Below are 26852 nucleotides of genomic sequence, written 5' to 3' on the forward strand. Positions count from 1 at the left end.
GTAGGGTGTGTGGCCCGTCACTCGATGCGGGCTGTCACTCCCTCTGTCGCACGAGATTGGAAAAGGTATATGCGGATCGTTCTTGTTTTCATCCGTGCTTGTGGCGGCCCGAATTTTAGTGATAATTGTTTTCATTTGCGACCTGCCGTGCCGATCCTGTCCGCGATGACTTCCCCCGAATCCCCGCCCCTGCCTGCCGAGCGCTGCCCCGTGACCACGCTGTACACCGAGCATCACGGCTGGCTGCGCGGGTGGCTGAGCTATCGTTTGCGTTCCTGGGGGCGGGGTGTCGCCGATGACCTGGCCCAGGACGTGTTCCTGCGGGTGCTGGTCAGCCGTGACGCCCGGCAGGAGGGGGTCATTCAGCAGCCACGCGCCTACCTGACCCGCATCGCCCAGTGCGTGCTGGTCAGTTGGCGGCGGCGACATTCCCTGGAGCAGGCCTGGCTGGAGGCGTTGTTGCAGTTGCCCGAACCGGAGCATCCCTCGCCGGAGCAGCAGAGCGTCATCCTCGAGACGCTGCATGAGGTGGATGCGTTGCTCGACACCCTGCGCCCGCGTGTGCGCCAGGCGTTCCTCATGGCGACCCTGGACGGCATGAAGCAGAAAGCCATCGCCGAGGCCCTGAACATCGCCTTGCCCACCGTCAAGCAGTACATCCACCAGGGCTACCTGGTCTGCCTGAGCCGGATGCCCGATGCCTGACCTGCGCCCCTCTGGCGAACCCATCGCCACCACCGTGCTGGAACAGGCCGCGTCCTGGCTGCTGCTGATGCAGGAGCGGCCGCTGACGTCTGCCGAACGGGCCGAGCTGGAGCATTGGCAGCACGACGATCCCGAACATGAGCGTGCCTGGCAGCGTGCCCAGCGGCTGCTGGACTGCCTGGACGCGCTGCCGCCGGGCCTGGCCCGGCAGGCGCTGTCCCGCCCCCTTAGCAGTCGCCGCACGGTGCTGCGCAGCCTGCTCCTGGCCACCTGCTCGGCACCGCTGGGGTGGTGGCTGTGGCAGCGCAGCCGAGCGGGCCTCGACTACCTCACTGCCCGGGGCGAGCGCCGCGAGCTGTGGCTGGAGGACGGCACCCAGGTGGCACTGAACAGCGACTCGGCCCTGCAGGTGCGCTTCAGCGCCGACCAGCGCCTGCTGAACCTGCAGCGCGGCGAGCTGTACGTGACCACTGCCGTGGACCGGCAGGTGCCGGCCCGGCCGCTGCGGGTGCGCACCGGGCAGGGGCTGATGCAGGCGCTGGGCACGCGCTTCAGCGTCCGCACCTTCCCCGACGCGAGCCTGCTCGCCGTCTACCAGGGGGCAGTGAAGGTGACCCTCGATCACCCAGGGGCGATGCCGCGCGAGGTGGTCCTGCAGGCCGGCCAGCAGGTGCGCTTCAGCCATGAGCGGTTCGGCGTCGTCGAGGTCGCGCGCGAGTCCGCCCTGGCCTGGCGCAAGGGGCTGCTGGTGGCGGAGGACATGCCGCTGGCGCAATGGGCGCAGGAGCTGATGCGCTACAGCGACCGACCCCTGGCCTGGTCACCCGCCGTGGCGAACCTGCGGGTGTCCGGCACTTTCCCCGTCGATGACCTGCCCCTGGCACTGGCCATGCTGGTGCAGAGCCATGGAGTTCGGGTCGAGGCTGTTGGTGAGGGAATGCGCATCCAGCGCTGAGCGGCTGGGTCAGCCGAAGCGCGCGAGGAGGATGTCCCGCTGTGTGCAGGCCTCCATGAAGGCGTCGCTGGCGAGGAAGGCGTATTCCCGTTCCCGGGCAGCGGCAATTGGGTCGTCAGCGGCGCGCGGGCCGTGGCCGGGGTGGCACATCAGCAGGCCGCGATCGGGGCAGGCGTCCAGCCAGGTGTGCATGAGCCCTGGGAAGTCCGCCTCCGGCGTCAGCGCGTAGAGGCCGGCGAACCAGGGCGGTGTGCGCAACCCCCGAGCCTTGGCCCGCTGCTGGAAACCCCGGCAGGCGCTGGCCAGCACACGCGCCTTGAACCCGCTGTCGCCGGGGTGGGCGAGCCGGTCCGGCGCGCGCAGGTAGGGCGGTGCGATGTGTTCCCAGCGTTGTTCGATGGCGGCCAGCAGCGCCTCGCGGATCACCGGGAAGGCATGGACGTGCTGATGCCCGTCGATAAAGTCCGGCAGGCGGCCGAAGTGCTCGGCGAAACGGTCGATCTGGGCCAGCGCCAGGTCTTGCAGTCTTGCGCGGGGCAAGGCGCGGAGCTGGCTCAGCAGCAGCCAGCAGGGCAGTGGACGTGCACCGTGCTCGAACGGATGGGTCAGGTTGAAGTGCAGGCCGATGTCCGCCTGGCCGTCGAAGGCCTTGAGCGCTCTGGCGTGTTCGGGCCACAGCGGCGACTGGCTCATCACGCTGGTGGCCGACAGGCGCCCGGCGCCCAGCAGCGCGAGGATGGCGCCGCTGGTGGCGTCGGTCTGGGCGAAGTCGTCGGCGCACAGGGTCAGCCGACGGGGTGGGCGGGCGTGGCGGGTCATCCGGCACGTCCGGGCAGGCGGAAGGCCCAGCGCTTGCCGAGCACGAAGGTCATCCCGGCCACCAGGACCAGGACCAGCAGCAGGGCCGGGCGGTAGCCGAGGGCCGTGTGCTGCAGCAGCAGGGCGTACAGCCCTTCGTTGACCGCGAAGCTCAGGCAGGCGACGGCGAAGAAGCGTGGCAGGGCCTGGCGATGGGGCACGCCAGTGGCGCGGAAGGTCTGCACCCGGTGCCCCCAGTAGCTGACCTGGAAGGCCAGCAGGAAGCCCAGCACGTTGGCCAGCAGCGGCGCCAGCCCCAGGGGTACCAGCACCCAGGCCACGCTGGCGAAGTGCACCAGCAGGGCGCTGATGCCGACCACGCCGAACCAGAACAGCTCGCGGCTCAAGGGCGGGGCTCCTGGTCGCGGCCGCTGATGCGGCTGATCAGGTAGTTGGGGCGCTGCTTGACCTCGTCGAAGATGCGCCCGACGTATTCGCCGAGGATGCCGATGGACAGCAACTGGACTCCACCGAGAAAGCACACCGCCACGGCCAGGGTCGGCCAGCCCCGTAGCGGGTTGCCGAACAGCAGGGTGTGGACCAGTTCCCAGACGGCATAGCCGATGGCGAGCAGCGAGATCGCGCAACCCACCAGGGTCCAGATGCGCAAGGGCAGGTTGGAGAAGGCAGTGAGCCCGGTGATGCCCAGGTCCAGCAGACGCCGGTAGTTGAAGCTGCTGTGGCCGGCGCGGCGCTCGTCGACGCGGGTGATCATCGGCCGCTGGGTGAAACCGACCCAGTGGTACAGGCCCTTCATGAAGCGGTTGCGCTCGGGCATCTGGCGCAGGGCTTCCAGCACACAGCGGTCGAGCACGCGGAAGTCCTGGGTGTCCGGCGGCATCTTGTGTCGGCAGCCGCTGTTGGTCAGGCGGTAGAAGGTGCGGGTGCACACGCGCTTGATCCAGGGCTCGCCGCGGCGGTGTTCGCGCACGCTGTAGACCATGTCGTAGCCCTGCCGCCATTGTTCGAGAAAATCCGGGACGCGCTCCGGCGGGTGCTGGAAGTCGCAGTCGATCAGCACGGCCACGTCGCCCCGGGCCTGGTCGATGCCGGCACTCAGGGCGATCTCCTTGCCGAAGTTGCGCGACAGTTGGATCAGCTTCACCGGCAGCGCCTCCAACTGGCCGAGTACCTGCTGCACGGTGTCGTCGCGGCTGCCGTCATCCACCACCACCAGTTCATGACGGTAGCCGGCGGCGTCGAGCAGGGCGTGCAGGGTCTGCAGCATCGGCACGATGTTGGCCGCCTCGTTGTAGGCCGGCAGGATGCAACTGACCAGCGGATCGACCGGTCGCTCCTGGGCGCGCAGGGCCAGCAGGTAAGGCGGGATCAGGTAATCAGTCATGATGATGGCCCTCGACGTCCGGGATGGGGGCGGCTTCGCCCAGCAGCAGGAAGGTGGTGCCGGCATTGCGCACCTGCGCCACGGGCTCGAAGCGGACTCGGATGTCCGCCGGCAGCAGGCGCAGGTCCTTGTCCTGGCAGACGATGAAGCTGCCGGGGCGGCCGGCCAGCCAGGCGCGCAACTGCTCCGGGTCTTCGGTGGTGCGGGCGCGGCCGTGGGAATAGAACTCGGCGGAGAAGGTCCGGCTGTTGTTCCAGTACACCAGCGCGCTGGCGGGCGTCGGGTGCTGTGCCCGCCAGGCGGCGATCACGTCCTTCTGGGTGCGCAGGTAGCGGTCCCCCTGCACGTGGTTGACGGCCAGTACCCCGGCCAGCAGCAGGGCGCCGAAGGCGGCGATCAGCGGCAGGGTGCTGCTGCCGTCGGGATTGCTCCGGGCACGCAGCCAGAGTTCGGCGAACAGCAGGGCGCAGCCCGGCAGCATGGGCATGGGGTAGGGGAAGATGATGTTGCCGGAGAGGGTGAAGAACAGCGGCGTCATCAGCGTCCAGAGCGCCAGGTAGAGCACCCAGCCGTCCTCGTCACGTACCAGGCGCGGCAGTTGGCGGCCGTGGCGCGCCAGCCAGGCGAGCATCACCAGTGACCAGGGCAGCAGTGCGGCGAAGGCGTAGAGCCAGATCATGCCGCGCGGGGTGGCGTGGGCGAAGCCGTACCTGTCGCCCTTCCAGCCGGCATCGAAGAAACGACTGAGGTGCTCGCCGACGATGAAGTAGTTCAGGAAGCCCGGGGTGCAGTGTTCTGCCAGCAGGTACCAGGGCAGCGCGATGGCCAGCATCAGAGGAGTGCCGGTGAGCCAGGGCAGACCCTGCCAGAGGGCGCGCCAACGGTTGCCCAGCAGGACCCAGAAGAACACCGGCAAGCCCACCAGCACGCCGGCGAGCGGCCCCTTGGCCAGCAGGCCGAGCCCCAGCCCGACGAACAGCAGGTAGCCCCAGGCCAGGCTGCCCAGGACCACGGCACGCCAGACCGCCACCAGGCTGAAGGTGACGCAGAACAGCAGAGCGGAGTCGGTCATCACCGTGCCGGCGGTGCCGAGGAACAGCAGCCCGCTGCCGAGGATCAGTGCACAGGCGAGGGCGGCGTCGCGGCCGCTGCGCTGGCGGATGAGGCTGCAGGTCAGCAACAAGGTGGCCACGGCCAGCAGCAGCGAGGGCAGCCGTGCTGCCAGTTCGGTGATGCCGAGCAGGTCCATGCTGCCGGCGGAGAGCCAGGTGGACAGGGGCGGCTTGGCCCAGAAGGGCACGCCGTAGTCGTGCCACAGGGTGACCCAGTTGCCGGTCTCCCACATCTTGCGGGCGATCTCACCGTAGCGGGCTTCGGTCTTGTCGGTGAGAGGGAGTGCCCAGGCGGCGATGAGACGCAGGAGTAGCAGGAGAAGAAGGACGGGGATCGCGAGTCGCTGCCAGCGCATGGTCGGAGAGGTCTGCATGGTCGGGTGTACGTTCCCTGGGGGGCTTTCGGAGCCGTCCAGGCTCGGTGCCAAGCGTAAGTAAGGTCGGCTGTACGGCGGCTGTACGAATGATCGGTGTCCCGGCGGCGGAGGTCGCCGGCCGGGAGTGAGCCGCAGGTGGGTCAGTCCGTGTAGGAGAGGGCGATCTGGGCCACGGCGTCGACTACGCGCTGGGCTTCGGAGCGGATTTCAGTGATCACCGTGCCGGCCTGGTTGGCCAGCTCCACGCCGCGTTGGGCGCGAGTCTGGGTGGTGGCCATGCCGGTCACCGCATCGTGGGCCAGGCTCTGGTTCTGCTGCACCACGGCCTTGATCTCCACCGTGGCCTGGCTGGTGCGGAAGGCCAGTTGGCGAACCTCGTCGGCGACCACCGCGAAGCCGCGCCCCTGGTCGCCGGCGCGGGCGGCCTCGATGGCAGCGTTGAGCGCCAGCAGGTTGGTCTGGTCGGCGATGGAGCGGATCACCTGGACGATATTGGTGATCTGCTCCGACTGCTGGTTGAGGCCTTCGATCTGCCCGGCCACGGCGGCCAGGTCGTCGGCGATCTCGGTGACCACCTGGACCGTCTCGGCCACGGTGCGGGTGCCGCGGTCGGCGGTGATGTCGGTTTCCCGGGCGATGTCCTGAGCCAGTTGCGCGGCGGCGGCCTCGGTGTCGCGCCGCAGCATCTGTGGGGTGATGTCGGTGGCGAACTTGACCACGCCGTAGGGGCGGCCGGTGGAGTCGTACAGCGGGCTGTAAGTGGCGCGCAGCCAGATGGTGCTGCCCGAGCGGGTGACCCGGCGGAACCGATCGGAGATGTACTCGCCGTGGCGCAGGCGGTCCCAGAAGTGCTGGTAGTCGCTGCCGCTGGCCTCCTCGGCACAGCAGAACAGGCTGTGGTGCTTGCCCTGCACCTCGTTGAGGCTGTAGCCCATCAGGCCGAGGAAGTTGGCGTTGGCGCCCACCACCCGGCCTTCGAGGTCGAACTCGATGGCGGCCATGGCGTGGTTGATGGCGTTCACGTAACTCTCGTGAACGTGCTCGGCTTCCAGTTGGCGGGTGATGTCGGTGGCGACCTTGAGGATGCGGATGGTCTGGCCGGTTTCATCCAGTACCGGCATGTAGGTGGCCTCCAGCCATACCTGGCGGCCGCTGCGGGTCAGGCGCATGAAACGGTCGCTGAAGTGCTCGCCGGCCCGCAGGCGGCGCCAGAACTCTTCGTAGGCCGGGCTGCGCACCAGTTCCGGGGTGCAGAACAGGCTGTGGTTGCGCCCAAGTACGTTGTCCAGTTGGTAGTCCACGACGCCGAGGAACGCGGCGTTGGCATCGAGGATGGTGCCGTCCGGGCTGAACTCGATCATCGCCATGGCATTGCGGATGGCCCGCAGCTCGAGCTCCCCCAGCGATACGGGCGGCGCGGCCGGCTTCTTCCTGGCAAACCACATGGTCGGCTTCCTCTATCAGTTACGAAAGCCGCCCACGGTAGCGGAAGGCAATCGCCGCATCCCCAGGGGGTGGCCGATGGCGGAAGGGGGATGCCTCGACGTGGCGCGTAGGACTGTTTCAGTCCCTGAAGAACACCTGCACGAGGTGATAGCCGAACTGACTCTTCACCGGGCCGTGGATGGTGCGCACCGGTTTCTTGAAGATCACCTGATCGATCACCCGCACCATCTGTCCGGGGCGCACCTCGCCCAGGTCGCCACCGCGCTTGCCGGATGGGCAGATGGAGTGCTTCCTCGCCAGCACGGCGAAATCTTCGCCCTTGGCCAGGCGCTGCTTGATCTGTTCGGCTTCCGCCTCGGTCTTGACCAGGATGTGGCGGGCAAGGGCCTTGGCCATGGGATTTCCTCTTGGTTTGTGGAGCCGTTCATTGTGCCAGTCGCGGGTCGGGCCATACAGTTCGTCGCCTTCACGGCACGCGCCGTGCCCACTGGCGAAATTCGCCTACCGTTACCTTGTCCCGCCCCACGGATACACGCCCCATGGATCTCCCTTCGATGCTGAAGGTCCTTGCCTCCCAGGATGGCTCGGATCTCTACCTGTCCACCGGCGCGCCGCCCTGCGCCAAGTTCAATGGCGTGCTCAAGCCGCTGAGCGCCGACCCGCTCAAGCCGGGGGACGTGGCGCGTATCGCCGAGTCGATCATGGACCCGGAGCAGCGCGTCGAATTCGACCGTGAGCTGGAGATGAACCTGGCGATTTCAGTGCCCAACGTGGGGCGCTTCCGCATCAACATCTTCAAGCAGCGCAACGAGGTCTCTATCGTCGCGCGCAACATCAAGCTGGACATCCCCCGCTTCGAGGACCTCAAGCTGCCCGAGGTGCTGCTCAAGGTGGTGATGGAGAAGCGCGGCCTGGTGCTTTTCGTCGGCGGCACCGGCTCTGGCAAGTCCACCTCCCTGGCGGCACTGATCGACTACCGCAACCGCAACAGCGGCGGGCACATCATCACCATCGAAGACCCGGTGGAGTACGTGCACCGGCACAAGAAATCCATCATCAACCAGCGCGAGGTGGGGGTGGACACCCGCAGCTTCCACGCGGCGTTGAAGAACACCCTGCGCCAGGCGCCGGACGTGATCCTGATCGGTGAGATCCGCGACCGCGAGACCATGGAGCACGCCCTGGCTTTCGCCGACACCGGCCACCTGGCCATTTCCACCCTGCACGCGAACAACGCCAACCAGGCGCTGGACCGCATCATCAACTTCTTCCCCGAGGAGCGCCGGCCGCAGCTGCTCAACGACCTGGGCAACAACCTCAAGGCCTTCGTCTCCCAACGCCTGGTACGCACCTCCGACGGCAAGCGTCGCGCGGCGGTGGAGGTGCTGCTGGGCACTTCCACCATCAGCGACCTGATCAAGCGCGGTGATTTCAGCTCCATCAAGGAGATCATGGAGAAGTCCAAGGCCCTGGGCATGCAGACCTTCGACCAGGCGCTGTTCGACCTGGTGGTGGAAGGCGCTATCAGTGAGGACGAGGCGATCAAGAATGCCGACTCCGCCAACAACCTGCGCCTCAAGCTGAAGCTCTACCGCGATGGCCCAGCCCCCGCGCCGACGCCGGCTCCAGCCGCCGCTCCCACCCCGCCACCGGCCGCGCCCCGTACCCAGGACGCGGCCAGTTGGGGCCTGGAGCTGAAGCTGGAGGAACTGCCCGAGGAAACGCCGCCGGAAGACCCGGGCAAGCATTTCTGATCGGAGTTAGTCGTCCAGCGCTTGGAGCTGTCGCAGCAACTGGTTCGCGGGGCGACGCGGGCTCAGCCGTCGATTGGGTTGAGTGGCCAGTGGTTGCCGGTGGTTGGGGCGAAGCTCTTGCCGCTTCTGGCGCCGGTGCATACGCCGGGGGCGTACTGTGTCGGGCTGATCGATCAGGTAGTGGCCGAACTGGCGGAAGTAACGGTCGATGAGGCTGCGCTTGCTCGATGCCAGACCGCTTTCCATCAGGGCGATACGGCAGCCGTGTCGGTCTACTTCCACGCCCAGTTCCAATAACAGGATCACCGTTTCGGCATGGCCCATTTCCACGGCTTCGACCAGGGCTGGGCCAGGAATCGGAGAACCCAGCCCTCGGAGTAATTCGATTTCCTGTACACGGTTTTCAACCGCCATCCAGTGCAGGACGTTTTCACCCAACCCGTTACCGGCTGTCACCAAGCTTCGTTCTGCTGCCAGCAGTTGATTCAACTGATGAGGTTGGAAGCGGACCGCATCGAACAACCGGCCGAATGCGTATTCGTGTTCTGGGTGTATGCAGCCGCAAGGAGGCAGGGGCGGTTCGTTGTGAAGGTCGGGTGCGCTGTTGAGTGCAAGGTCGAACAGGTGATCAAGCTCGATGCGCTTGATCAGTGAGATGACACATTGAGTGTTCATGCTGCGGGCCGGCCATCGCCGACGGACAGGGAAGAGGCAGATCATCGACCCTGGCGGCAGAATCGCCACCGAAGGGCGCGCGCATCATAGGACGCGCTGCTTGGGCTGTCGATGGTTTTGGGCCTCGCCCTGTTCACCGAACCCCAGGCAGGTAGTGTTTCTGGATGTGCTTTATGCGGCCTTCGTCGCGCAGGGCCTGCATGGCCTGCGCGACGGCGTCGACCAATTGTGGGTCGCACTGGCGCGAGCAGGCGATGTAGAGGTCGGTGGTGGCCAGTGGCGGGCTGATGTGCAGTTTCCGGTCGGTGACCTGGGGCCAGATGTAGAGCCCTTCGATTGCGCCGGTGAACCAGGCGTCGATGCGCCCCATCAGCAACAACTGCACGGGTTTGTCACCCAGCATCAGGTGGCGGATCTGTTCGCCTGCGAAGCCTTCGCGGTGGAGGATGTCGCTCTGGGCGGTGCCGAGCCCCACGCCGATCTGCCGGTAGCGTTGGCGCGCCTCCTCGAAGTTCTTCACCGGCTCGTCGAGGCTGAAGAACACCCGGTCCAGCGCCATGACCGGTGCCACCCAGGTGTAATGGGCTTCGCGCTCGGGGGTGCGGGAGAGGGGGATGATCAGCAGGTCGCGGCCGTCCATGACGGTTTTCTGCGCCCGGGCCCAGGGCTCGACGCGGATGCGCACCCGGTAGCCGGCGCGCTTGAGCGCCAAAAGTGCGGCGTCACCGACGATGCCGTGGCCCTTGGCGTCCTGAACCAGGGTCAAGGGCGGTGCATCGGGCAGGTACAGGTCCACCTGACGTGGCTGTGCCTGGAGGCCGAATGCGAGGCAGAGCAGGGCGATGATCCAGGGCGCTTTGGCGGGCACAGGGCGGTCCGGTTCGAGGTTGTGCAACGAGTATAGAAAAGCTCCGGGAAGGTGCAGGGTGACGGCGATCATCTCTTCCCGATGATTCAGTTCACACCCAGGTGCCGCCGGTAGAACGCCATGATGGCCTCGGCCGAGGCCAGGGGGTGGGCCTGCAGCAGTGCGTGGGGGCCGTCCAGGCGGACCAGGTTGAAGCCGCGGGTGCGGCGCGCCATTGCCCGGGCGGTCCGTGCCGGCACCAAACGGTCCTGCCGGGCCTGCAGGTAGAGCGACGGAACCTGCAGTTCCGTCAGGCGGGCCCGCAGGTCCACCGTGGCGACGGCGCGCAGGCGCGCGGCGAGACAGGCTGGTGGGGCCAGGGACAGGCTCTGGCGCAGGGCCGCCAGGGTCGACGCGGGCGCGTCGGCGCCCAGCAGGGCAAAGCGCAGCAGCCAACCCGGCACGGCGTCGAGGGGCAGTCGGCGGATCAGCGGTGTGAGAAGAGCGATCCCCGGTCGAGGGCGGTGGGCGAAGCTGCAGGCCAGCACCAGCCCCATCAGGCCCGGCGGGTGTCGCAGCGCCAATTTCAAGGCGACGGGGCCGGAGAAGGATTCTCCGAGCAGGATGAAGGGCCGGTCTTTCGGCAGTTGCTGTTCCGCCCATTCGACCAGGCTGTCGTAGTCCTGGGGCGCCAGCGTCGGGTAGCCGAGCACCTGGCAGTCCAGGCGCCCGTCAAGGGCCTGGCGCAGGGGGGCGAACAGCAGGCCGCTGCCGTCCAGGCCGGGCAGCAGGATCAGCAGTGGTGCGATGGCTTCAGCGTCCCTTGAAGGTGCCAGGGCGGCGCTCGAGCATGGCTTGCAGGCCTTCCCGGGCGTCCTCCGAGGTCAGCAGGCGCTGGGCGACCGCCGGCAGGGCGCGGGCGGCGGCGAGTTCACCCTCGTTCACCACCTGCCGTGCGGAGGCAAGGGTGGCGCGGATGCCCAGTGGCGCCTGGGCGGCGATCCGCTCGGCCAGCCAGAGGGCGCGGGGCATCAGCTCTTCGCTGGCCAGCACCTCTTGCACCAGGCCCAGGCGCAGGGCTTCGTGGGCGTCGAATTCGTCGCCAGTGAGCAGCCAGCGCATGGCGTTGCCCCAGCCGGCCACCTGGGGCAGGCGCAGGGTGGCGCCGGCGAAGGGGAAGATGCCGCGCTGGACTTCCATCTGGGCGAAACGGGTGTTGCTGGCGCAGAGGTTGATGTCGGCGGCGAGCATTAGTTCGATGCCGATGGTGAAGCAGTAGCCCTGCACGGCCACCAGCAGCGGTTTGCTCAGGCGCGGGCCGCCGAAGGTGCCCCAGGGGTCGACGGCGCCCTCGGGCAGTTGCCAGCCGTTGCGGAAGGTCTCGGCGACGTTGGCCAGGTCGAGGCCGGCGGTGAAGTGCTCGCCGTGGGCGAACACCAGTGCGCAGCGTGCCTCGTCATCCCGCTCGTAGTCCCCCAGGGCCAGCACCAGGTCATCGAGCATCGCCTGGTCGAAGGCGTTGCGCTTGGCTGGGCGGTCGAGACCGAGCAGCAGGATGTGGCCGCGCTGTTCGCGGGTCACGCGGCCGGTTTGGGCGTGGGACATGGAGGCGGTCCTCGGAGGGAAGGGCGGGGGCTCGGAGGATATAGCCGTTGCGTGTGGCGTTGTCCATGCGACCAGAGCCGTCTGGCGCTTTGCGTGAGAAAAACGCTGCGCGCTTGTCAGCTTTTGCTGTATGATGCGCGCCGGCCCTAACTGGGCCCCGTTCAGGAACTGCATCTTTCGGGGCATTCGCCTTCAGCTGCACCGTCCGCATCGCGGACTACCCTAGACGTAACACTCCAACCAATAAGCAACTCGCAAATTCTCTCCCAGGCTGCCAGGGTGACCCACAAGGTCTTTCGGCATATGCAGCTTTGGGTTTGGGTCTTTGCGGATGCACATGAGGCATACCCATGACCCAGGATATCGGCGGATTCGCCGCGCTCGGCCTTCACCCCAATGTTCTCGCTGCCATCGCTGCAGTGGGCTACGAAGAGCCTTCCCCCATCCAGGCCCAGTCGATTCCGGTGATCCTCGCCGGGCACGACATGATCGGCCAGGCCCAGACCGGTACCGGCAAGACTGCAGCCTTCGCGCTGCCGATCCTCTCCCGTATCGATCCGGCCAAACGTGAGCCGCAGGCGCTGATCCTGGCACCGACCCGCGAGCTCGCACTGCAAGTCGCCACCGCTTTCGAAACCTACGCCAAGCAGATGCCCGGCCTGAACGTCGTGGCCGTCTACGGCGGCGCGCCCATGGGCCCGCAGCTCAAGGCCCTGCGCCAGGGCGCCCAGGTGATCGTGGCCACCCCCGGCCGCCTGTGCGACCACCTGCGCCGTGACGAGAAGATGCTCGCCACCGTGCAGCAGATGGTGCTGGACGAAGCGGACGAGATGCTCAAGCTCGGCTTCATGGAAGACCTCGAAGTGATCTTCGAGGCCCTGCCGGAAAGCCGTCAGAGCGTGCTGTTCTCCGCCACCCTGCCGCCGTCGATCCGTTCGATCGCCGAGCGTCACCTGAAAGAGCCGCAGCACGTCAAGATCGCTGCCAAGACCCAGACCGTGGCCCGCATCGAGCAGGCCCACCTGATGGTCCACGCCGACCAGAAGGTCGGTGCCGTGCTGCGCCTGCTGGAAGTCGAGGAGTTCGACGCGCTGATCGCCTTCGTGCGCACCAAGCAGGCCACCCTGGACCTGGCCTCCGCCCTGGAAGCCAAGGGCTACAAGGCTGCTGCGCTGAACGGCGACATCGCCCAGAACCAGCGTGAGCGCGTGATCGAGTCCCTCAAGGACGGCCGCCTGGACATCGTCGTCGCCACCGACGTCGCCGCTCGCGGCATCGACGTACCGCGCATCACCCACGTGGTGAACGTGGACATGCCGTACGACCCCGAGTCCTACGTGCACCGTATCGGCCGTACCGGCCGTGCCGGTCGTGAAGGCCGTGCCCTGCTGCTGGTCACCCCGCGCGAGCGCCGCATGCTGCAGGTGATCGAGCGCGTGACCAACCAGAAGGTCGCCGAAGTCCGTCTGCCCACCGCGCCCCAGGTACTGGATGCACGGATCAGGAAGCTGACCAACAGCCTGGCCCCCCTGGTGGCCGACGCCGAGGCCAGCCATGGCGAACTGCTCGACCGCCTGATCGCCGACATCGGCTGCAGCCCGCGTGCCCTGGCCGCTGCGCTGCTGCGCAAGGCCACCAACGGCCAGTCGCTGAACCTGGCGGACGTGGAGCGCGAGCAGCCGCTGGTACCGGGCGCTCCCCAGCCCCGTGAGCGCCGTGAGCGTGACGGTGAGCGTGGCGAGCGCGGTGAATACCGCGAGCGTCGTGCGCCGCTGCCGGTCGGCGAAGGCCGCGTGCGTTGCCGCACCGCCCTGGGGACCCGCGACGGCATCGCCGCGAAGAACCTGCTGGGCGCCATCCTCAACGAGGGTGGCCTGGCGCGCGAAGCCATCGGTCGTATCCAGATCCGCGAGACTTTCAGCCTGATCGAGCTGCCCGAAGAGGGCCTGGATCGCCTGCTGGGCAAGCTGAAGGACACCCGCGTGGCGGGCAAGTCGCTGAAGCTGCGTCGCTACCGCGAAGACTGATCCGCACTGCTGTAACGCAACGAGGGGGCCAATTGGCCCCCTCGTTGCGTTTCTGCGTCTGGAAACCGTGGCGTGGTTCAGGCGCGGCGATGTACCGAGCGGCCGGCGGCGAAGGTTTCCTTCACGGTGCGGTCGTCGCCGAGGATGGTCAGCGCGAACAGTTTCTCCGCCAGGCTGCGGGCCTGCTGCATGCGGTAGGCCATGAGCGGGGTGGCCTGGTAGTCGAGGACGACGAAGTCGGCGTCCTTGCCGGTCTGGAAGTTGCCGATGTGGTCGTCCAGGTACAGCGCGCGGGCGCCGCCCAGGGTGGCGAGGTAGAGGGATTTGAACGGGTCGAGCTTCTTGCCCTGCAGCTGCATGACCTTGTAGGCCTCGTTCAGCGACTGCAGCTGGGAGAAGCTGGTGCCGGCGCCGACGTCCGTGCCTAGGCCCACGCGCACGCCGTGCTGTTCCAGCTTCTGCAGGTCGAACAGGCCGCTGCCGAGGAACAGGTTGGAGGTGGGGCAGAAGGCCACGGCAGAGCCGGTCTCGGCCAGGCGCTGGCACTCCTCGTCGCACAGGTGCACGCCGTGGGCGAACACCGAGCGCTCGCCGATCAGCCGGTAGTGGTCGTAGACGTCCAGGTAGCCCTTGCGCTCGGGGAACAGCGACTTGACCCATTCGATCTCCGCCTTGTTCTCGGAGAGGTGGGTGTGCATGTACAGGCCGGGGTATTCGCCATAGAGCTTGCCGGCCAGCTCCAGTTGCTCGGGGGTGCTGGTGGGGGCGAAGCGCGGGGTCACTGCGTAGTGCAGGCGGCCCTTGCCGTGCCAGCGCTCGATCAGCGCCTTGCTGTCGGCATAGCCGGATTCGGCGGTGTCGGTGAGGTAGTCCGGGGCGTTGCGGTCCATCAGTGCCTTGCCGGCGATCATGCGCAGGTCCAGCGCCTGGGCGGCTTCGAAGAAGGCGTCCACGGAGGTGGCGTGCACGGTGCCGAACACCAGGGCGGTGGTGGTGCCGTTGCGCAGCAGCTCGCCGAGGAACAGGTCGGCTACTTCGCGGGCGTGGGCCGGGTCGGCGAAGGCGCGCTCGGTAGGGAAGGTGTAGGTGTTCAGCCAGTCCAGCAACTGCTCACCGTAGGAGGCGATCATGCCGGTCTGCGGGTAGTGGATGTGGGTGTCGATGAAACCGGGGGTGATCAGCGCGTTGGGGTATTCGCGGATCTCCACGCCGTCGAGCTGGGGCAGCAGGTCGCGGGCGTGGCCGATGCGGGCGATGCGGCCATCCTCCACCAGCAGGATGCCGTCCTCGAAGTATTCGTAGGAGGCCTCGACGCCCACTTCTGCAGGGTCGGCGATGCTGTGGAGGAGGGCGGAGCGGTAGGCAATCAAACGGGTCATGGCAGTCTCGTCGGTCAATGCGGTACTTGAGGGCCCGCGTTTCGCGCGGGCGTGGAAAAGCGGGCGCCGGGGGACGCCCGCTTTCCTGTGCGTCGTCTGGTCAGGCCTGTTCGCGGCGGGAGCTGGGCACCAGCCGGGCGACCGTTTCTCCCTTCTTCACGTCCTGGCCATTGTCCTTCTGTCCGAAGGTGGCGTTGTAGGTGGCGATGATCTCACCGGCGATGGAGATGGCGATCTCCACCGGCAGCTTGCCCTTGACCTCGGCCAGCCCCATGGGACAGCGCATGCGCTGCACGGTTTCGCTGGCGAAGCCGCGCTCGCGCAGGCGGTGCTCGAACTTGACCCGCTTGGTGCGCGAGCCGATGAGGCCGAAGTAGGCGAAGTCGTTGCGCTTGAGGATGGCGGCGGTCAGCTCCAGGTCCAACTGGTGGTTGTGGGTCATGACGATGAAGTAGCTGCCGGAGGGCAGGGCGTCGACTTCGTCGACCACCTCGTCGTTCACCACCTTCTCCACGCCGGCGGGCACCTGCTCGGGGAATTCGCTTTCTCGCGAGTCGATCCAGCGCACCTTGCACGGCAGGCTGGCGAGCAGTGGGGCCAGGGCGCGGCCGACGTGGCCGGCGCCGAACAGGGCGATCTGCGCCTGGGGCTGGTCCATCGGCTCGAACAGCAGCACGGTGGCGCCGCCGCAGCACTGGCCGAGGCTGGCGCCCAGGCTGAAGCGCTCCAGGCGGGTGTCGCGGCTGCCGCTCGCGAGCATCTCCCGGGCGATGGCCATGGCCTTGAACTCCAGGTGGCCGCCGCCGATGGTTTCGTAGATGCGCTCGGCGGTGACCACCATCTTCGAGCCGGCGTTGCGGGGCGTGGAGCCCCGCTCTTCGATGATGGTCACCAGCACGCTGGGTTCGCCGCGCTGCTGCAGCTCGGCAAGGGCGTTGATCCAGCTCATCGGCTCAGCCTCCAGTTGCGCAGCGGGCGGCGCGAGCGGGACAGGCGCCAGTCGTCACGCTCGCCGGGGCGAGGCGTGTCGGTGGCGGCTGCCGGCCGGGCCGGGGTGTCGTGCAGGATCGGACGTGGGGTCATCGGTCGCCTCCCGGCTGCCCTCAGGCAGGCTCCACATGGGCGTTGCTGGCGGCCTCGGCCTTGCGTTGCAGCGCCTTCATCTGCTCGACGCCCCAGAGCACGCGCTCGGGGGTGGCCGGTGCGTCGATCTGCGGGTGGGCCTTGTAGTCGGCGAGGCTGGCCACGGCGTCCTTGATGGCGCACCAGGCGGCGATACCGAGCATGAAGGGCGGCTCGCCCACGGCCTTGGAGTGGAACACCGTCTGCTCGGGGTTCTTGCGGTTCTCCACCAGCTTCACCCGCAGGTCGATGGGCATGTCGGCGATGGCCGGGATCTTGTAGCTGGCCGGGCCGCTGGTCATCAACTTGCCCTTGGCGTTCCACACCAGCTCCTCGGTGGTCAGCCAGCCCATGCCCTGGACGAAGGCGCCTTCCACCTGGCCGATGTCGATGGCCGGGTTCAGCGAGGCGCCGACGTCGTGGAGGATGTCGGTGCGCAGCATCTTGTACTCGCCGGTGAGGGTGTCCACCAGCACTTCGCAGCAGGCGATGCCGTAGGCGAAGTAGTAGAAGGGGCGGCCGGCGGCCTTGTCGCGGTCGTAGTAGATCTTCGGCGTGCGGTAGAAGCCGGTGCTGGAGAGCGAGACCTGGTTGAAGTAGGCCAGCTGGATGACCTCTTCGAAGGCGAGGTACTGGTCGCGCACGCGCACCTGGCTGTTCTTGAACGCCACGTCCTCGGGGGTGACCTTGAAGTGCCCGACGAGGAAGTCCACCAGGCGTCCCTTGATGGTCTCGGCGGCGTTCTGCGCGGCCTTGCCGTTCAGGTCGGTGCCGCTGGAGGCGGCCGTCGGCGAGGTGTTGGGCACCTTGTCGGTGTTGGTGGCGGTGATCTGGATGCGCGAGATGTCCACCTGGAACACTTCGGCCACCACCTGGGCGACCTTGGTGTTGAGGCCCTGGCCCATCTCGGTGCCGCCGTGGTTCAGGTGGATGCTGCCGTCGGTGTAGACATGGATCAGCGCGCCGGCCTGGTTGAGGAAGGTGGCGGTGAAGCTGATGCCGAACTTCACCGGCGTCATCGCCAGGCCTTTCTTCAGCACCGGGCTCTGGGCGTTGAAGGTGCGGATGGCGTCGCGGCGCTGGGCGTACTCGGCGCTGGCCTCCAGTTCGGCGGTCATCTCGGCGAGCAGATTGTGCTCGACGGTCTGGTAGTAGTGGGTGACGTTGCGCTCGTCCTTGCCGTAGTAGTTGAGCTTGCGCACCGCCAGCGGGTCCTTGCCCAGGTGGTGGGCGATGACGTCCATGATCTCTTCGATGGCGACCATCCCCTGGGGGCCGCCGAAGCCGCGGTAGGCGGTGTTGGAGGCGGTGTTGGTCTTGCAGCGCAGGCCGTTGATGGTGGCGTGTTCGAGGAAGTAGGCGTTGTCCGAGTGGAACATCGCGCGGTCGACGATGGAGCCGGAGAGGTCCGGCGAGTAGCCGCAGTTGCCCGCGAGCTGCAGTTCGATGCCGGTGAGCAGGCCCTGGTCGTCGAAGCCGATGTCGTACTCGACGTAGAAGGGGTGGCGCTTGCCGGTGATGCTCATGTCTTCCATGCGCGGCAGGCGCATCTTGGTAGGCCGGCCGGTGAGGTGGGCGATCACCGCGCAGAGGCAGGCGGGGCCGGCGGCCTGGGTTTCCTTGCCGCCGAAGCCGCCGCCCATCCGGCGCATGTCGATGACGATCTTGTTCATCGGCACGCCCAGTACTTCGGCCACCAGCTTCTGCACTTCGGTGGGGTTCTGGGTGGAGGTGTAGACGATCATGCCGCCGTCTTCGCTGGGCATCACCGAGGAGATCTGGGTCTCCAGGTAGAAGTGCTCCTGCCCGCCGATGTGCAGGTGGCCCTGCAGGCGGTGCTTCGAAGCGGCCAGGGCGGTGGCGGAGTCGCCGCGCTTGTGCTGGTGCGGGTCGAGCACGTAGTGCTTCTTCCGGTAGGCCTCGACCACGTCGAGCACGGGCTCCAGGTCTTCGTACTCGATGAGGGCGGCCATGGCGGCCTTGCGTGCGGTTTCCAGGCTGTCGGCAGCCACGGCGAGCACCACCTGGCCGACGTATTCCACCTTGCCGTCCGCCAGCAGCGGGTCACCGGCCACCACCGGGCCGATGTCCAGTTGCCCGGGCACGTCCTCGGCGGTGATGGCGATGGCCACGCCGGGGATCGCGTAGCAGGGGCGGGTGTCGATGCGGACGATGCGCGCGTGGGCGCGGTCGCTCATGCGGGCATAGACGTGCAGCTGATTGGGGAACTCCAGGCGGTCGTCGACGTACACCGCTTCGCCGGTGACGTGCTTGGGCGCGCTCTCGTGCTTGACGCTCTTGCCGACGCCGGTGGTGATGTCGGCACGGAACAGCGCCGCCAGTTCTTCCTGGGTCTTGAAATGGTGCTTAGACATAGGCGGTCACCCGGGTTTCGACGGCTGGGGATTGCTGTTCGAGGAAGCACTTGCGCAGCAGGTTCTGGGCAGCCAGCAGACGGTATTCCTTGCTGGCGCGGAAGTCGGTGAGGGGGCTGAAGTCCTGGGCCAGGGCTTCACAGGCGCGCTCGACGGTGCCCGGGTACCAGGCGGAGCCGACCAGGGCCTGTTCGCAGGCGCTGGCGCGCTTGGGTATGCCGGCCATGCCGCCGAAGGCGACGCGAGCGCGGCGCACCACGCCGTCTTCGATCACCAGGTTGAAGGCGGCGCAGACGGCGGAGATGTCGTCGTCCAGGCGCTTGGAGACCTTGTAGGCGCGGAACACCTGGTTCTTGCGGGCGCGGGGTATGCGCACCTTCTCGATGAACTCGGACTCCTGGCGGGCGGTGACCTTGTAGTCCAGGAAGTATTCGTCCAGCGGCAGGGTGCGGGTCTGGTTGCCCTTGCGCAGGACGATCTCGGCGCCGAGGGCGATCAGTAGCGGCGGCGCGTCGCCGATGGGCGAGGCATTGCCGATGTTGCCGCCGAGGGTGCCCTGGTTGCGGATCTGCAGGGAGGCGAAACGGTGCAGCAGTTCGCCGAAGTCCGGGTACTCGCGGGACAGGGTCTCGTAGCAGTCGGACAGCGGGGTGGCGGCGCCGATCTCGATGAAGTCGGCATCCGTCTCGATGCGCTTCATGGCGTCGATATGGCCGACGTAGATCATCACCGGCAGCTCGCGGTGGAACTGGGTGACTTCCAGGGCCAGGTCGGTGCCGCCGGCCAGCAGGCGGGCCTGCGGGTTGGAAACGTAGAGTTCGGCCAGGTCGCCGATGGTCAGCGGCACCAGGCAGCGCTTGTCGCCGCTGTTCAGCTCGGCGGTGTCGCGCGGGGCAATCGCCTTGAGTTGGGCGAGGGTCTCGGCTTCGGCGGCGTCGAACTGGTCGGTCTGCGTCTGGCAGCAGGCCTGCTCGGCGGCATCGAGGATCGGGCGGTAGCCGGTGCAGCGGCACAGGTTGCCGGCCAGGGCTTCCAGGGTCTGGGCCTTGTCGTAGCCGGTGCTGCCGGAGGCGGCCCGGCTCTTCTGCAGGGCGAACAGCGACATGACGAAACCGGGGGTGCAGAAGCCGCACTGGGAACCATGGCAGTCCACCATGGCCTGCTGGACGCTGTGCAACTGGCCCTTGTGCTTGAGGTCTTCGACGGTGATGAGCTGCTTGCCGTGCAGCGAGGAGACGAACGTCAGGCAGGCATTGAGGGTGCGGTAGCGGATGCGGTCGTCGACCACCTCGCCCACCACCACGGTGCAGGCACCGCAATCACCGGAGGCGCAGCCCTCCTTGGTTCCTGTCTTGCCCAGGTGCTCACGCAAGTAGTTCAGCACCGTGACGTTGGGGTCGAGCGCATGTTCGGTGCGCAGCTCCCGGTTGAGTAGAAACTGGATCAAGGAAGACCTCCAGGCACTTTATTGTTGTTTACGAGGGCTCGTATGGCCGCGAATTTAGAGTCCGTTGACTTTTCGGTCAATAATTTTCTGACCTGAAAGTCAGAAAATTATTCGAGCTTTCTAGCAAGCGCCGTGCCGGGGCTCTGGAGCAAGGGTAGACCGGAATGCAAACGCCCCGCTCTGGGGCGGGGCGCTTGGATGGAGAGAGGGAGAGGGGCGGGTCAGGCCACCTGTTGCTGGTCGGTCAACTGGTGTTCTTCACCGGCATAATAGGCGCGCACCCGCTTGTCCATCACGGCGCGCCACAGCGGCGGGAACAGCGCCAGGACGATCATCCCGGCATAGCCGTTGGGCAACTGCGGGCTGTCGTCGAAATGGCGCAGCACCTGGTAACGGCGCTTGGCGTAGGCGTGGTGGTCCGAATGGCGCTGCAGGTGGAAGAGAAACAGGTTGGTGAGCAGGAAGTTGCTGTTCCAGGAGTGCGCCGGACTGGTGCGCTCATAGCGGCCGTTGTCCAGTTTGCGGCGGTGCAGGCCGTAGTGCTCCACGTAGTTGACGATCTCCAGCAGGGTGAAGGCCATCGCCGCCTGTACCAGGAAGAACACCCCGCCCAGCCAGCCCAGGGCGAGGGAGAAGCCGACCAGCATGGCGACGCTCAGGGCGTACCACCACACCAGCTCGTTGCGCCAGTGCAGCGCCGGCAACCCCTTGCGCTTGAGGCGCTGGGCCTCCAGGTTCCAGGCGTTGAGGAAGTTGTGCTTATAGGCGTGGGGCAGAAACTGGTAGAGGCTCTGGCCGAAGCGGGCAGAGGAGGCGTCGTCCGGGGTGGAGACGTTCACATGGTGGCCGCGCACATGCTCCACCTTGAAGCCGGCGTAGCACACCGCCGCCAGGAGGATACCGCCGGCGCTCTGCTCCAGCAGCGGGTCCTTGTGGATCAGCTCGTGGGAGACGGTGATGCCGATGGCGCCCATCACCGTGCCCACCGAGAGTACCCAGCCGAGTTTGCCCACCCAGTTCCAGTCCGGGTGATGGACGAACACCCAGCCGCTCCAGGCCAGCATCAATAGCAACAGCGGCAGGGTCATCAGGCTGAGGAAGCGGTAGTAACCCTGGCCCTCCATGAACGGCACGTCGTCCGACTCGTCGGGGTTGGCCGGGTCGCGGCCGACGACGAAATCGAGGAACGGAATCACTCCGAAGACGATGGTGATCACCAGCCAGGGCCAGGCATTGGGGTGGTCGCTGCCCAGCGACCAGTAGTAGCTCATGGGAATGCCGGCCACCGGGATCAGCCAGATCCAGTAGCCGACTTTCTTCAGGGCGATCATCCAGTTGGAGGGCAGGCGTTCGAACATGGTGGGCTCCGTCCGTGCAGGTGGGTGGGTTTTTCAGGATTGTCGGACAATCCTGCGCCTCAATCCGGTGCGGGGCGACCGACCTTTAGGTCTGAATGCCCGCCGTCTGTCACCTTTGACGGGTAACACCCTGTGTTACACTTTGCCCCCTGCCGCGTCCTGCGCAGATCCCTCGTGCATGACCCCTTCCGACCAGCCCGCTGTGCCGGACCCCGAGGGCGCCTGATCGACCCCCCACAGCCAAGACCGAAGGAAAACCATGACGTTCAAGGCACCGGACAGCCTCGCCGAACAGATCGCCCACCACCTCGCCGAGCGCATCATCCGAGGGGACCTGAAGGCCCGCGAACGCATCCAGGAGCAGAAGGTCACCCAGGCCCTCAACGTCAGTCGCGGGTCGGTGCGCGAAGCGCTGCTGATCCTCCAGCGCCGCCACCTGATCACCATCCTGCCGCACCGCGGCGCCCAGGTGTCCGAGCTCACCCCGCACCGTGTGCAGAGCCTCTACGCGCTGATGATGGAGATGTACATTCTGCTGGGCTGTGCCGTTGCCCAGCGCTGGAAGAGCGAAGAGGACCTTGCGCCCTTCCTGGCCATCCAGCAGCGTCTCGAACAGAACCTGCGGGAGCACGACATCGGCGGCTTCGTCGAGTCCAGCTTCAGCATCATGCGCGCGGCCTATGCCTTCGCCGACAACCCCTATCTGGAGGAAACGGTGGAGAACCTGCTGCCGGCCATCAGCCGCACCTATCACCTGGCGCTGGAGCAGCGCAAAGGCGAGATGGTGCAGTTCATGAACGCCTTCGCCCAACTGCTCAAGGCGGTGATCGACCGCGACCTGGCGCGCATCCGCGAAGTGCTGGTGGGCTACGGCCAGCACAACTGCCAGTTGGTGCTCGCCGCCCTGGCTGGTCACTGACGCCACTGATCGGGAGAGGCGCCCATGCGGCTCAAGTGCATCAAGCTGGCCGGGTTCAAGTCCTTCGTCGACCCCACCACGGTCAACTTCCCCAGCAACATGTCGGCGGTGGTGGGCCCCAACGGCTGCGGCAAGTCGAACATCATTGACGCTGTGCGCTGGGTGATGGGCGAAAGCTCGGCCAAGAATCTGCGTGGCGAGTCGATGACCGACGTCATCTTCAACGGCTCCAACACCCGCAAGCCGGTGGCCCAGGCCAGCATCGAGCTGATCTTCGACAACTCGGACAACTCCCTGGTGGGCGAATATGCCGCCTTCGCCGAGATTTCCATTCGCCGCCGCGTCAGCCGCGACGGCCAGAACACCTACTTCCTCAACGGCACCAAGTGCCGCCGCCGGGACATCACCGACATCTTCCTCGGCACCGGCCTGGGGCCGCGCAGCTACTCCATCATCGAGCAGGGGATGATCTCCAAGCTCATCGAGGCCAAGCCCGAGGACCTGCGCAACTTCATCGAGGAAGCCGCCGGCATCTCCAAGTACAAGGAGCGCCGCCGCGAGACCGAGAACCGCATCCGCCGCACCCACGAGAACCTGGCGCGCCTGACCGACCTGCGCGAAGAGCTGGAGCGCCAGCTCGACCGCCTGCATCGGCAGGCCCAGGCGGCGGAGAAGTACCAGGAGTACAAGGCCGAGGAGCGCCAGCTCAAGGCCCAGCTGTCCGCCCTCAAGTGGCAGGCGCTGAACGAGCAGGTGGGTCAGCGTGAAGGCGTGATCGGCAGCCAGGAGGTGGCCTTCGAGGCACTGGTGGCCGAGCAGCGCAACGCCGACGCTGCCATCGAACGCCTGCGTGACGGCCATCACGAGCTGTCCGAACGCTTCAACCTGGTGCAGGGCCGCTTCTATTCCGTGGGCGGTGATATCGCCCGGGTCGAGCAGAGCATCCAGCACGGCCAGCAGCGCCAGCGGCAACTGCAGGACGACCTGCGCGATGCCGAGCGCGCCCGCCAGGAGACCGAGTCCCACCTGGGGCATGACCGCACCCTGCTGGCGACCCTCGGTGAAGAGATGGACATGCTCATCCCCGAGCAGGAACTCAGCGCCGCCGCCGCCGAAGAGGCCAGTGCCCAGCTCGAAGAGGCCGAGGCCGGCATGCAGGGCTGGCAGGAGCGCTGGGACGGCTTCAACCAGCGCAGCGCTGAGCCTCGGCGCCAGGCCGAAGTGCAGCAGGCGCGCATCCAGCAGCTGGAGCAGAGCCTGGAGCGCGTGCTGGAGCGCGAGCGTCGCCTGGCTGACGAGCGCGCCCAACTGGCCGCCGACCCCGAGAGCGCAGCCATCCTCGAATTGAATGAACAGGCCGCTGCTGGCGAACTGGAGCTGGAAACCCTGCAGGCCGCCGAAGAGGCCCTGGTGGAGCGTCTGGAGCAGTTGCGTGATGAACTGCAGCGCGCCAGCCAGGCCCAGCAGCAGGCCCAGGGCGAGCTGCAGCGCCTCAACGGCCGTATCGCCTCGCTGGAAGCCCTGCAGCAGGCTGCTCTCGACCCCGGTGCCGGCACGGCAGACTGGCTGCGTGAGCATGGACTCGACCAGCGCCCGCGCCTGGCCGAAGGCCTGCGGGTGGAGGCGGGCTGGGAGCTGGCGGTGGAGACCGTCCTCGGGGCGGACCTGCAGGCCGTGCAGCTGGAGGACTTCCAGGGGCTCGATCTGGCCGGCTTCAGTCAGGGCGACCTGCGACTTGTAGCCGCCGGCCAAGGCGGGGCGCGAGTCGCCGGCAGTCTGCTGGACAAGGTCGAGTCACGGCTCGATCTCGCGCCCTGGCTCGGCCGCGTGCGTCCGGTGGAGAGCCTGGACGACGCCCTGGCCGGCCGCGCCACGCTGGCCGCCGACGAAAGCCTGATCAGCCGCGATGGCTACTGGGTCGGGCGCAACTTCCTCCGTGTCCGTCGCGCCAGCGAAGCGGAAAGCGGCCTGCTGGCCCGTGGCCAGGAGCTGGAGCGCCTGCACGCCGAGCGTGGCGAACGCGAAACCACACTGGAGCGCCTCGACGAGGCCCTGCAAACCCTGCGGGACCAGCAGCGCCAGCAGGAAGAAACCCGTGAACAACAACGCCGCCAGGTGCAGGACGAGGCGCGTTGCCTGTCCGAGGTGAAGGCCCGCCTGTCCGCCCAGCAGGCGCGGGTCGAGCAGCTCAACCTGCGTCGCCAGCGCCTGGAAGCGGAGCTGGCCGAACTCGATGAACAGCGCGCCCTGGAGCATGAGCAACTGGGCGAAGCCCGCCTGGTGCTGCAGGACGCCCTGGACGCCATGGCCACCGACACCGAGCAGCGCGAACGCCTGCTGGCCGAGCGCGATGACCTGCGCGAACGCCTCGACCGCATCCGCCAGGAGGCTCGCCAGCACAAGGACCAGGCCCACCAGTTGGCCGTGCGCCTGGGCTCCCTGCGGGCCCAGCACGACTCGACACGCCAGGCCCTGGAGCGCCTCAGCCAGCAGTTCGAACGCCTCGAAGAGCGTCGCGAGCAGCTCAGCCTCAACCTGGAGGAGGGCGCAGCCCCGCTGGAAGAGCTGCGCATGAAGCTGGAAGAGCTGCTGGAACGCCGCATGGCGGTGGAAGACGAACTCAAGCTTGCCCGGCTCGCCCTCGAAGATGCCGACCGCGAACTGCGTGACGCCGAGAAACGCCGTACCCAGGCCGAGCAGCAGTCGCAACTGCTGCGTGGCCAACTGGAGCAGCAACGCATGGAGTGGCAGGCCCTGACCGTGCGCCGCAAGGCGCTGCAGGACCAATTGCAGGAAGACGGTTACGACCTGCACGGCGTGCTCGCCACGCTGCCCGAGGGCGCCAGCGAGCCGGCCTGGGACGAGGAGCTGGAGCGACTGGCCGCGCGCATCCAGCGCCTGGGCCCGATCAACCTGGCCGCCATCGACGAATACCAGCAGCAGTCCGAGCGTAAACGCTACCTGGACGCGCAGAACGATGACCTGGTGGAGGCGCTGGACACCCTGGAGAACGTCATCCGCAAGATCGACAAGGAGACCCGCAACCGCTTCAAGGAAACCTTCGACCAGATCAACGCCGGCCTCCAGGCGCTGTTCCCCAAGGTCTTCGGGGGAGGGCACGCTTATCTGGAACTGACCGGCGAAGACCTGCTGGACACCGGGGTGGCCATCATGGCGCGCCCGCCGGGCAAGAAGAACAGCACCATCCACCTGCTGTCCGGTGGCGAAAAGGCCCTCACCGCGCTGGCGCTGGTTTTCGCCATCTTCCAGCTCAACCCTGCGCCGTTCTGTATGCTCGACGAGGTGGATGCGCCGCTGGACGACGCCAACGTCGGCCGTTATGCACGATTGGTCAAGGAAATGTCGGAGAAGGTCCAATTCATCTATATCACCCACAACAAGATCGCCATGGAGATGGCCGACCAGTTGATGGGCGTGACCATGCACGAGCCGGGATGCTCACGGTTGGTCGCCGTGGATGTCGAGGAGGCGCTTTCCCTCGTAGAGGCCTGATGTATCCGGCGGTGATTGCCGACCGAGTTGGCCTGCAGGCCTCGTGAACAGAGGTTTCTCTGCTGGGCTGGCCGTGCTAGCTTAATGCCCAATTTTTTTGACACGTGGAAAACGCCATTGGGAACATGGAGTTGGGCGCCACGTTTTCAGGGGACCGGATGTCCTTTCTTCATCACTATCAGAATATTTTTTGACCAGGGGACACAGGATTAATGGAAATCGGTCTGCGCGAGTGGCTGATCGTCATCGGCGTCATCGTAATCGCCGGCATTTTGTTTGATGGCTGGCGCCGCATGAGTGGCGGCAAAGGCAAGCTCAAGTTCAAGCTCGATCGCAGTTTCTCCAACCTTCCCGATGACGAGGAGGACCCCAGCCTCCTCGGGCCAGCCCGCGTTCGCGAGCGTGGGGAGCCGCTGCTGGACGAGGAAGACCTGCCCAGCATGAGCGCCAGGGAACTGAACAAGCGCCGCAACGAGCCACGCCAGGGCGACCTGGCGCTGGACGAGCCGGTACCGACTCTGCTGACTCCCGTCGAGGAAGCTGCCTCCGCCAAGGCGGCGCGCCCGGCCAAGGCCCAGGACCTGCCGCCCGTGGAGGAAGTGCTGGTGATCAACGTGGTCGCCCGTGACGAAGGTGGCTTCAAGGGGCCGGCCCTGCTGCAGAACATTCTCGAGAGCGGCCTGCGTTTCGGCGAGATGGACATCTTCCACCGTCACGAGAGCATGGCCGGCAATGGCGAGGTGCTGTTCTCCATGGCCAACGGCGTCAAGCCCGGCACCTTCGATCTGGACGATATCGACCTGTTCAGCACCCGTGCGGTGAGCTTCTTCCTCGGCCTGCCCGGCCCGCGTCACCCGAAGCAGGCCTTCGACGTGATGGTGGCCGCTGCCCGTAAGCTCTCCCAGGAGCTGAACGGCGAGCTGAAGGACGACCAGCGCAGCGTGCTGACCGCCCAGACCATCGAGCATTACCGCCAGCGCATCGTCGAGTTCGAGCGTCGCAGCCTGACCCAGAAGCGCTGAACCGGAAGGTC

The 26852-nt window shown here is 66.9% G+C and carries 23 protein-coding genes; 7 read left to right on the forward strand and 16 right to left on the reverse strand.

All coding sequences use genetic code 11. From position 1 onward, the window contains the following. The first annotated feature begins 165 nt into the window (after positions 1–165). Positions 166–705 (forward strand): sigma-70 family RNA polymerase sigma factor, encoded by a 540-nt coding sequence (locus tag A7D27_RS17395; RefSeq protein WP_069565562.1) that lies wholly within the window; start codon positions 166–168, stop codon positions 703–705. After that, positions 698–1660: a FecR domain-containing protein gene (locus tag A7D27_RS17400; protein WP_069565563.1), complete on the forward strand. Its 963-nt coding sequence runs from the start codon at positions 698–700 to the stop codon at positions 1658–1660. The genes A7D27_RS17395 and A7D27_RS17400 overlap by 8 nt, the downstream gene beginning before the upstream one ends. A gap of 9 nt (positions 1661–1669) precedes the next feature. On the opposite strand, the gene A7D27_RS17405 is transcribed toward A7D27_RS17400, so the two are convergent. From A7D27_RS17405 to A7D27_RS17430, 6 genes are all read right to left on the reverse strand, one after another. Next, the gene (locus A7D27_RS17405; protein ID WP_069565564.1) at positions 1670–2479 is read right to left on the reverse strand and encodes a ChbG/HpnK family deacetylase; all 810 of its coding nucleotides are present in this window, start codon (positions 2477–2479) and stop codon (positions 1670–1672) included. After that, entirely contained in the window at positions 2476–2865 is a 390-nt protein-coding gene (locus tag A7D27_RS17410; RefSeq protein ID WP_069565565.1) for a GtrA family protein, read from the reverse strand. The genes A7D27_RS17405 and A7D27_RS17410 overlap by 4 nt, the downstream gene beginning before the upstream one ends. After that, entirely contained in the window at positions 2862–3863 is a 1002-nt protein-coding gene (locus tag A7D27_RS17415) for a glycosyltransferase family 2 protein (protein ID WP_069562563.1), read from the reverse strand. The genes A7D27_RS17410 and A7D27_RS17415 overlap by 4 nt, the downstream gene beginning before the upstream one ends. Continuing rightward, positions 3856–5349, reverse strand: coding sequence for a glycosyltransferase family 39 protein (locus A7D27_RS17420; protein WP_069562562.1), 1494 nt, complete (start codon positions 5347–5349; stop codon positions 3856–3858). Before A7D27_RS17420 ends, A7D27_RS17415 begins: the two co-directional genes overlap by 8 nt. Positions 5350–5492: 143 nt before the next feature. Then, the gene (locus A7D27_RS28955) at positions 5493–6797 is read right to left on the reverse strand and encodes a PAS domain-containing methyl-accepting chemotaxis protein (protein WP_069562561.1); all 1305 of its coding nucleotides are present in this window, start codon (positions 6795–6797) and stop codon (positions 5493–5495) included. Positions 6798–6915: 118 nt separating this feature from the next. Beyond that, entirely contained in the window at positions 6916–7194 is a 279-nt protein-coding gene (locus A7D27_RS17430; RefSeq protein WP_069562560.1) for a peptidylprolyl isomerase, read from the reverse strand. Positions 7195–7337: 143 nt separating this feature from the next. Here A7D27_RS17430 and A7D27_RS17435 point away from each other — a divergent pair, with 143 nt between their 5' ends. Further along, on the forward strand, positions 7338–8552 hold the full coding sequence (locus A7D27_RS17435) for a PilT/PilU family type 4a pilus ATPase (protein ID WP_170832302.1): 1215 nt from the start codon (positions 7338–7340) through the stop codon (positions 8550–8552). A gap of 6 nt (positions 8553–8558) precedes the next feature. Here A7D27_RS17435 and A7D27_RS27950 read toward each other — a convergent pair whose 3' ends face one another. From A7D27_RS27950 to A7D27_RS17455, 4 genes are all read right to left on the reverse strand, one after another. Continuing rightward, positions 8559–9227, reverse strand: coding sequence for an ankyrin repeat domain-containing protein (locus A7D27_RS27950; protein WP_139134119.1), 669 nt, complete (start codon positions 9225–9227; stop codon positions 8559–8561). A gap of 133 nt (positions 9228–9360) precedes the next feature. After that, entirely contained in the window at positions 9361–10095 is a 735-nt protein-coding gene (locus tag A7D27_RS17445; protein WP_240921125.1) for an ABC transporter substrate-binding protein, read from the reverse strand. Between the two features lie 86 nt (positions 10096–10181). Next, complete coding sequence (locus A7D27_RS17450; protein ID WP_083265677.1) at positions 10182–10910, reverse strand: alpha/beta fold hydrolase; 729 nt, start codon at positions 10908–10910, stop codon at positions 10182–10184. Then, positions 10888–11679, reverse strand: a complete 792-nt coding sequence (locus A7D27_RS17455) for a crotonase/enoyl-CoA hydratase family protein (RefSeq protein WP_069562556.1) — start codon at positions 11677–11679, stop codon at positions 10888–10890. The genes A7D27_RS17450 and A7D27_RS17455 overlap by 23 nt, the downstream gene beginning before the upstream one ends. Before the next feature lie 350 nt (positions 11680–12029). Between A7D27_RS17455 and A7D27_RS17460 the strand changes: the two genes are divergently transcribed. Continuing rightward, entirely contained in the window at positions 12030–13706 is a 1677-nt protein-coding gene (locus tag A7D27_RS17460) for a DEAD/DEAH box helicase (RefSeq protein ID WP_044409057.1), read from the forward strand. A gap of 77 nt (positions 13707–13783) precedes the next feature. On the opposite strand, the gene guaD is transcribed toward A7D27_RS17460, so the two are convergent. The 6 genes from guaD to A7D27_RS17485 form a co-directional block, all read right to left on the reverse strand. Then, on the reverse strand, positions 13784–15085 hold the full coding sequence (gene guaD / locus A7D27_RS17465) for a guanine deaminase (protein WP_069565568.1): 1302 nt from the start codon (positions 15083–15085) through the stop codon (positions 13784–13786). 100 nt (positions 15086–15185) lie between these two features. After that, the gene (xdhC, locus tag A7D27_RS17470) at positions 15186–16034 is read right to left on the reverse strand and encodes a xanthine dehydrogenase accessory protein XdhC (RefSeq protein WP_069562554.1); all 849 of its coding nucleotides are present in this window, start codon (positions 16032–16034) and stop codon (positions 15186–15188) included. Continuing rightward, positions 16031–16168, reverse strand: a complete 138-nt coding sequence (locus A7D27_RS28385; protein WP_165665115.1) for a hypothetical protein — start codon at positions 16166–16168, stop codon at positions 16031–16033. The genes xdhC and A7D27_RS28385 overlap by 4 nt, the downstream gene beginning before the upstream one ends. Before the next feature lie 20 nt (positions 16169–16188). Further along, complete coding sequence (gene xdhB / locus A7D27_RS17475) at positions 16189–18582, reverse strand: xanthine dehydrogenase molybdopterin binding subunit (protein ID WP_069565569.1); 2394 nt, start codon at positions 18580–18582, stop codon at positions 16189–16191. Then, entirely contained in the window at positions 18575–20029 is a 1455-nt protein-coding gene (gene xdhA / locus A7D27_RS17480) for a xanthine dehydrogenase small subunit (RefSeq protein WP_069565570.1), read from the reverse strand. Before xdhA ends, xdhB begins: the two co-directional genes overlap by 8 nt. Before the next feature lie 221 nt (positions 20030–20250). Then, complete coding sequence (locus A7D27_RS17485; protein ID WP_069562551.1) at positions 20251–21387, reverse strand: alkane 1-monooxygenase; 1137 nt, start codon at positions 21385–21387, stop codon at positions 20251–20253. Positions 21388–21646: 259 nt separating this feature from the next. Here A7D27_RS17485 and A7D27_RS17490 point away from each other — a divergent pair, with 259 nt between their 5' ends. The 3 genes from A7D27_RS17490 (at position 21647) to zipA (ending at position 26841) form a co-directional block, all read left to right on the forward strand. After that, complete coding sequence (locus tag A7D27_RS17490) at positions 21647–22306, forward strand: GntR family transcriptional regulator (protein ID WP_069565571.1); 660 nt, start codon at positions 21647–21649, stop codon at positions 22304–22306. A 24-nt stretch (positions 22307–22330) separates the two neighbouring features. Further along, entirely contained in the window at positions 22331–25819 is a 3489-nt protein-coding gene (smc, locus tag A7D27_RS17495) for a chromosome segregation protein SMC (RefSeq protein ID WP_069565572.1), read from the forward strand. Between the two features lie 212 nt (positions 25820–26031). Beyond that, complete coding sequence (zipA, locus tag A7D27_RS17500) at positions 26032–26841, forward strand: cell division protein ZipA (RefSeq protein ID WP_069565573.1); 810 nt, start codon at positions 26032–26034, stop codon at positions 26839–26841. The last annotated feature ends 11 nt before the right edge of the window (positions 26842–26852 follow it).

The organism is Pseudomonas sp. 1D4, from assembly GCF_001728925.1.
Classification (GTDB): domain Bacteria; phylum Pseudomonadota; class Gammaproteobacteria; order Pseudomonadales; family Pseudomonadaceae; genus Metapseudomonas; species Metapseudomonas otitidis.

Excerpts from the sequence above, each read along its gene's own strand:
- zipA (WP_069565573.1), top strand. The coding sequence starts at position 26,032 with ATGGAAATCGGTCTGCGCGAGTGGCTGATCGTCATCGGCGTCATCGTA.
- A7D27_RS17435 (WP_170832302.1), top strand. The coding sequence starts at position 7,338 with ATGGATCTCCCTTCGATGCTGAAGGTCCTTGCCTCCCAGGATGGCTCG.
- A7D27_RS17430 (WP_069562560.1), bottom strand. The coding sequence starts at position 7,194 with ATGGCCAAGGCCCTTGCCCGCCACATCCTGGTCAAGACCGAGGCGGAA.
- A7D27_RS28955 (WP_069562561.1), bottom strand. The coding sequence starts at position 6,797 with ATGTGGTTTGCCAGGAAGAAGCCGGCCGCGCCGCCCGTATCGCTGGGG.
- xdhC (WP_069562554.1), bottom strand. The coding sequence starts at position 16,034 with ATGAGCTGGATCAACGCCCTTGCCGAGCTGCAGCAGCGCGGCGAACCC.
- A7D27_RS17405 (WP_069565564.1), bottom strand. The coding sequence starts at position 2,479 with ATGACCCGCCACGCCCGCCCACCCCGTCGGCTGACCCTGTGCGCCGAC.
- A7D27_RS17490 (WP_069565571.1), top strand. The coding sequence starts at position 21,647 with ATGACGTTCAAGGCACCGGACAGCCTCGCCGAACAGATCGCCCACCAC.
- A7D27_RS17415 (WP_069562563.1), bottom strand. The coding sequence starts at position 3,863 with ATGACTGATTACCTGATCCCGCCTTACCTGCTGGCCCTGCGCGCCCAG.
- guaD (WP_069565568.1), bottom strand. The coding sequence starts at position 15,085 with ATGACCCGTTTGATTGCCTACCGCTCCGCCCTCCTCCACAGCATCGCC.
- A7D27_RS17400 (WP_069565563.1), top strand. The coding sequence starts at position 698 with ATGCCTGACCTGCGCCCCTCTGGCGAACCCATCGCCACCACCGTGCTG.
- A7D27_RS17420 (WP_069562562.1), bottom strand. The coding sequence starts at position 5,349 with ATGCAGACCTCTCCGACCATGCGCTGGCAGCGACTCGCGATCCCCGTC.
- smc (WP_069565572.1), top strand. The coding sequence starts at position 22,331 with ATGCGGCTCAAGTGCATCAAGCTGGCCGGGTTCAAGTCCTTCGTCGAC.
- A7D27_RS28385 (WP_165665115.1), bottom strand. The coding sequence starts at position 16,168 with ATGACCCCACGTCCGATCCTGCACGACACCCCGGCCCGGCCGGCAGCC.
- A7D27_RS17485 (WP_069562551.1), bottom strand. The coding sequence starts at position 21,387 with ATGTTCGAACGCCTGCCCTCCAACTGGATGATCGCCCTGAAGAAAGTC.
- A7D27_RS17460 (WP_044409057.1), top strand. The coding sequence starts at position 12,030 with ATGACCCAGGATATCGGCGGATTCGCCGCGCTCGGCCTTCACCCCAAT.
- A7D27_RS17455 (WP_069562556.1), bottom strand. The coding sequence starts at position 11,679 with ATGTCCCACGCCCAAACCGGCCGCGTGACCCGCGAACAGCGCGGCCAC.
- A7D27_RS17395 (WP_069565562.1), top strand. The coding sequence starts at position 166 with ATGACTTCCCCCGAATCCCCGCCCCTGCCTGCCGAGCGCTGCCCCGTG.
- xdhB (WP_069565569.1), bottom strand. The coding sequence starts at position 18,582 with ATGTCTAAGCACCATTTCAAGACCCAGGAAGAACTGGCGGCGCTGTTC.
- A7D27_RS27950 (WP_139134119.1), bottom strand. The coding sequence starts at position 9,227 with ATGAACACTCAATGTGTCATCTCACTGATCAAGCGCATCGAGCTTGAT.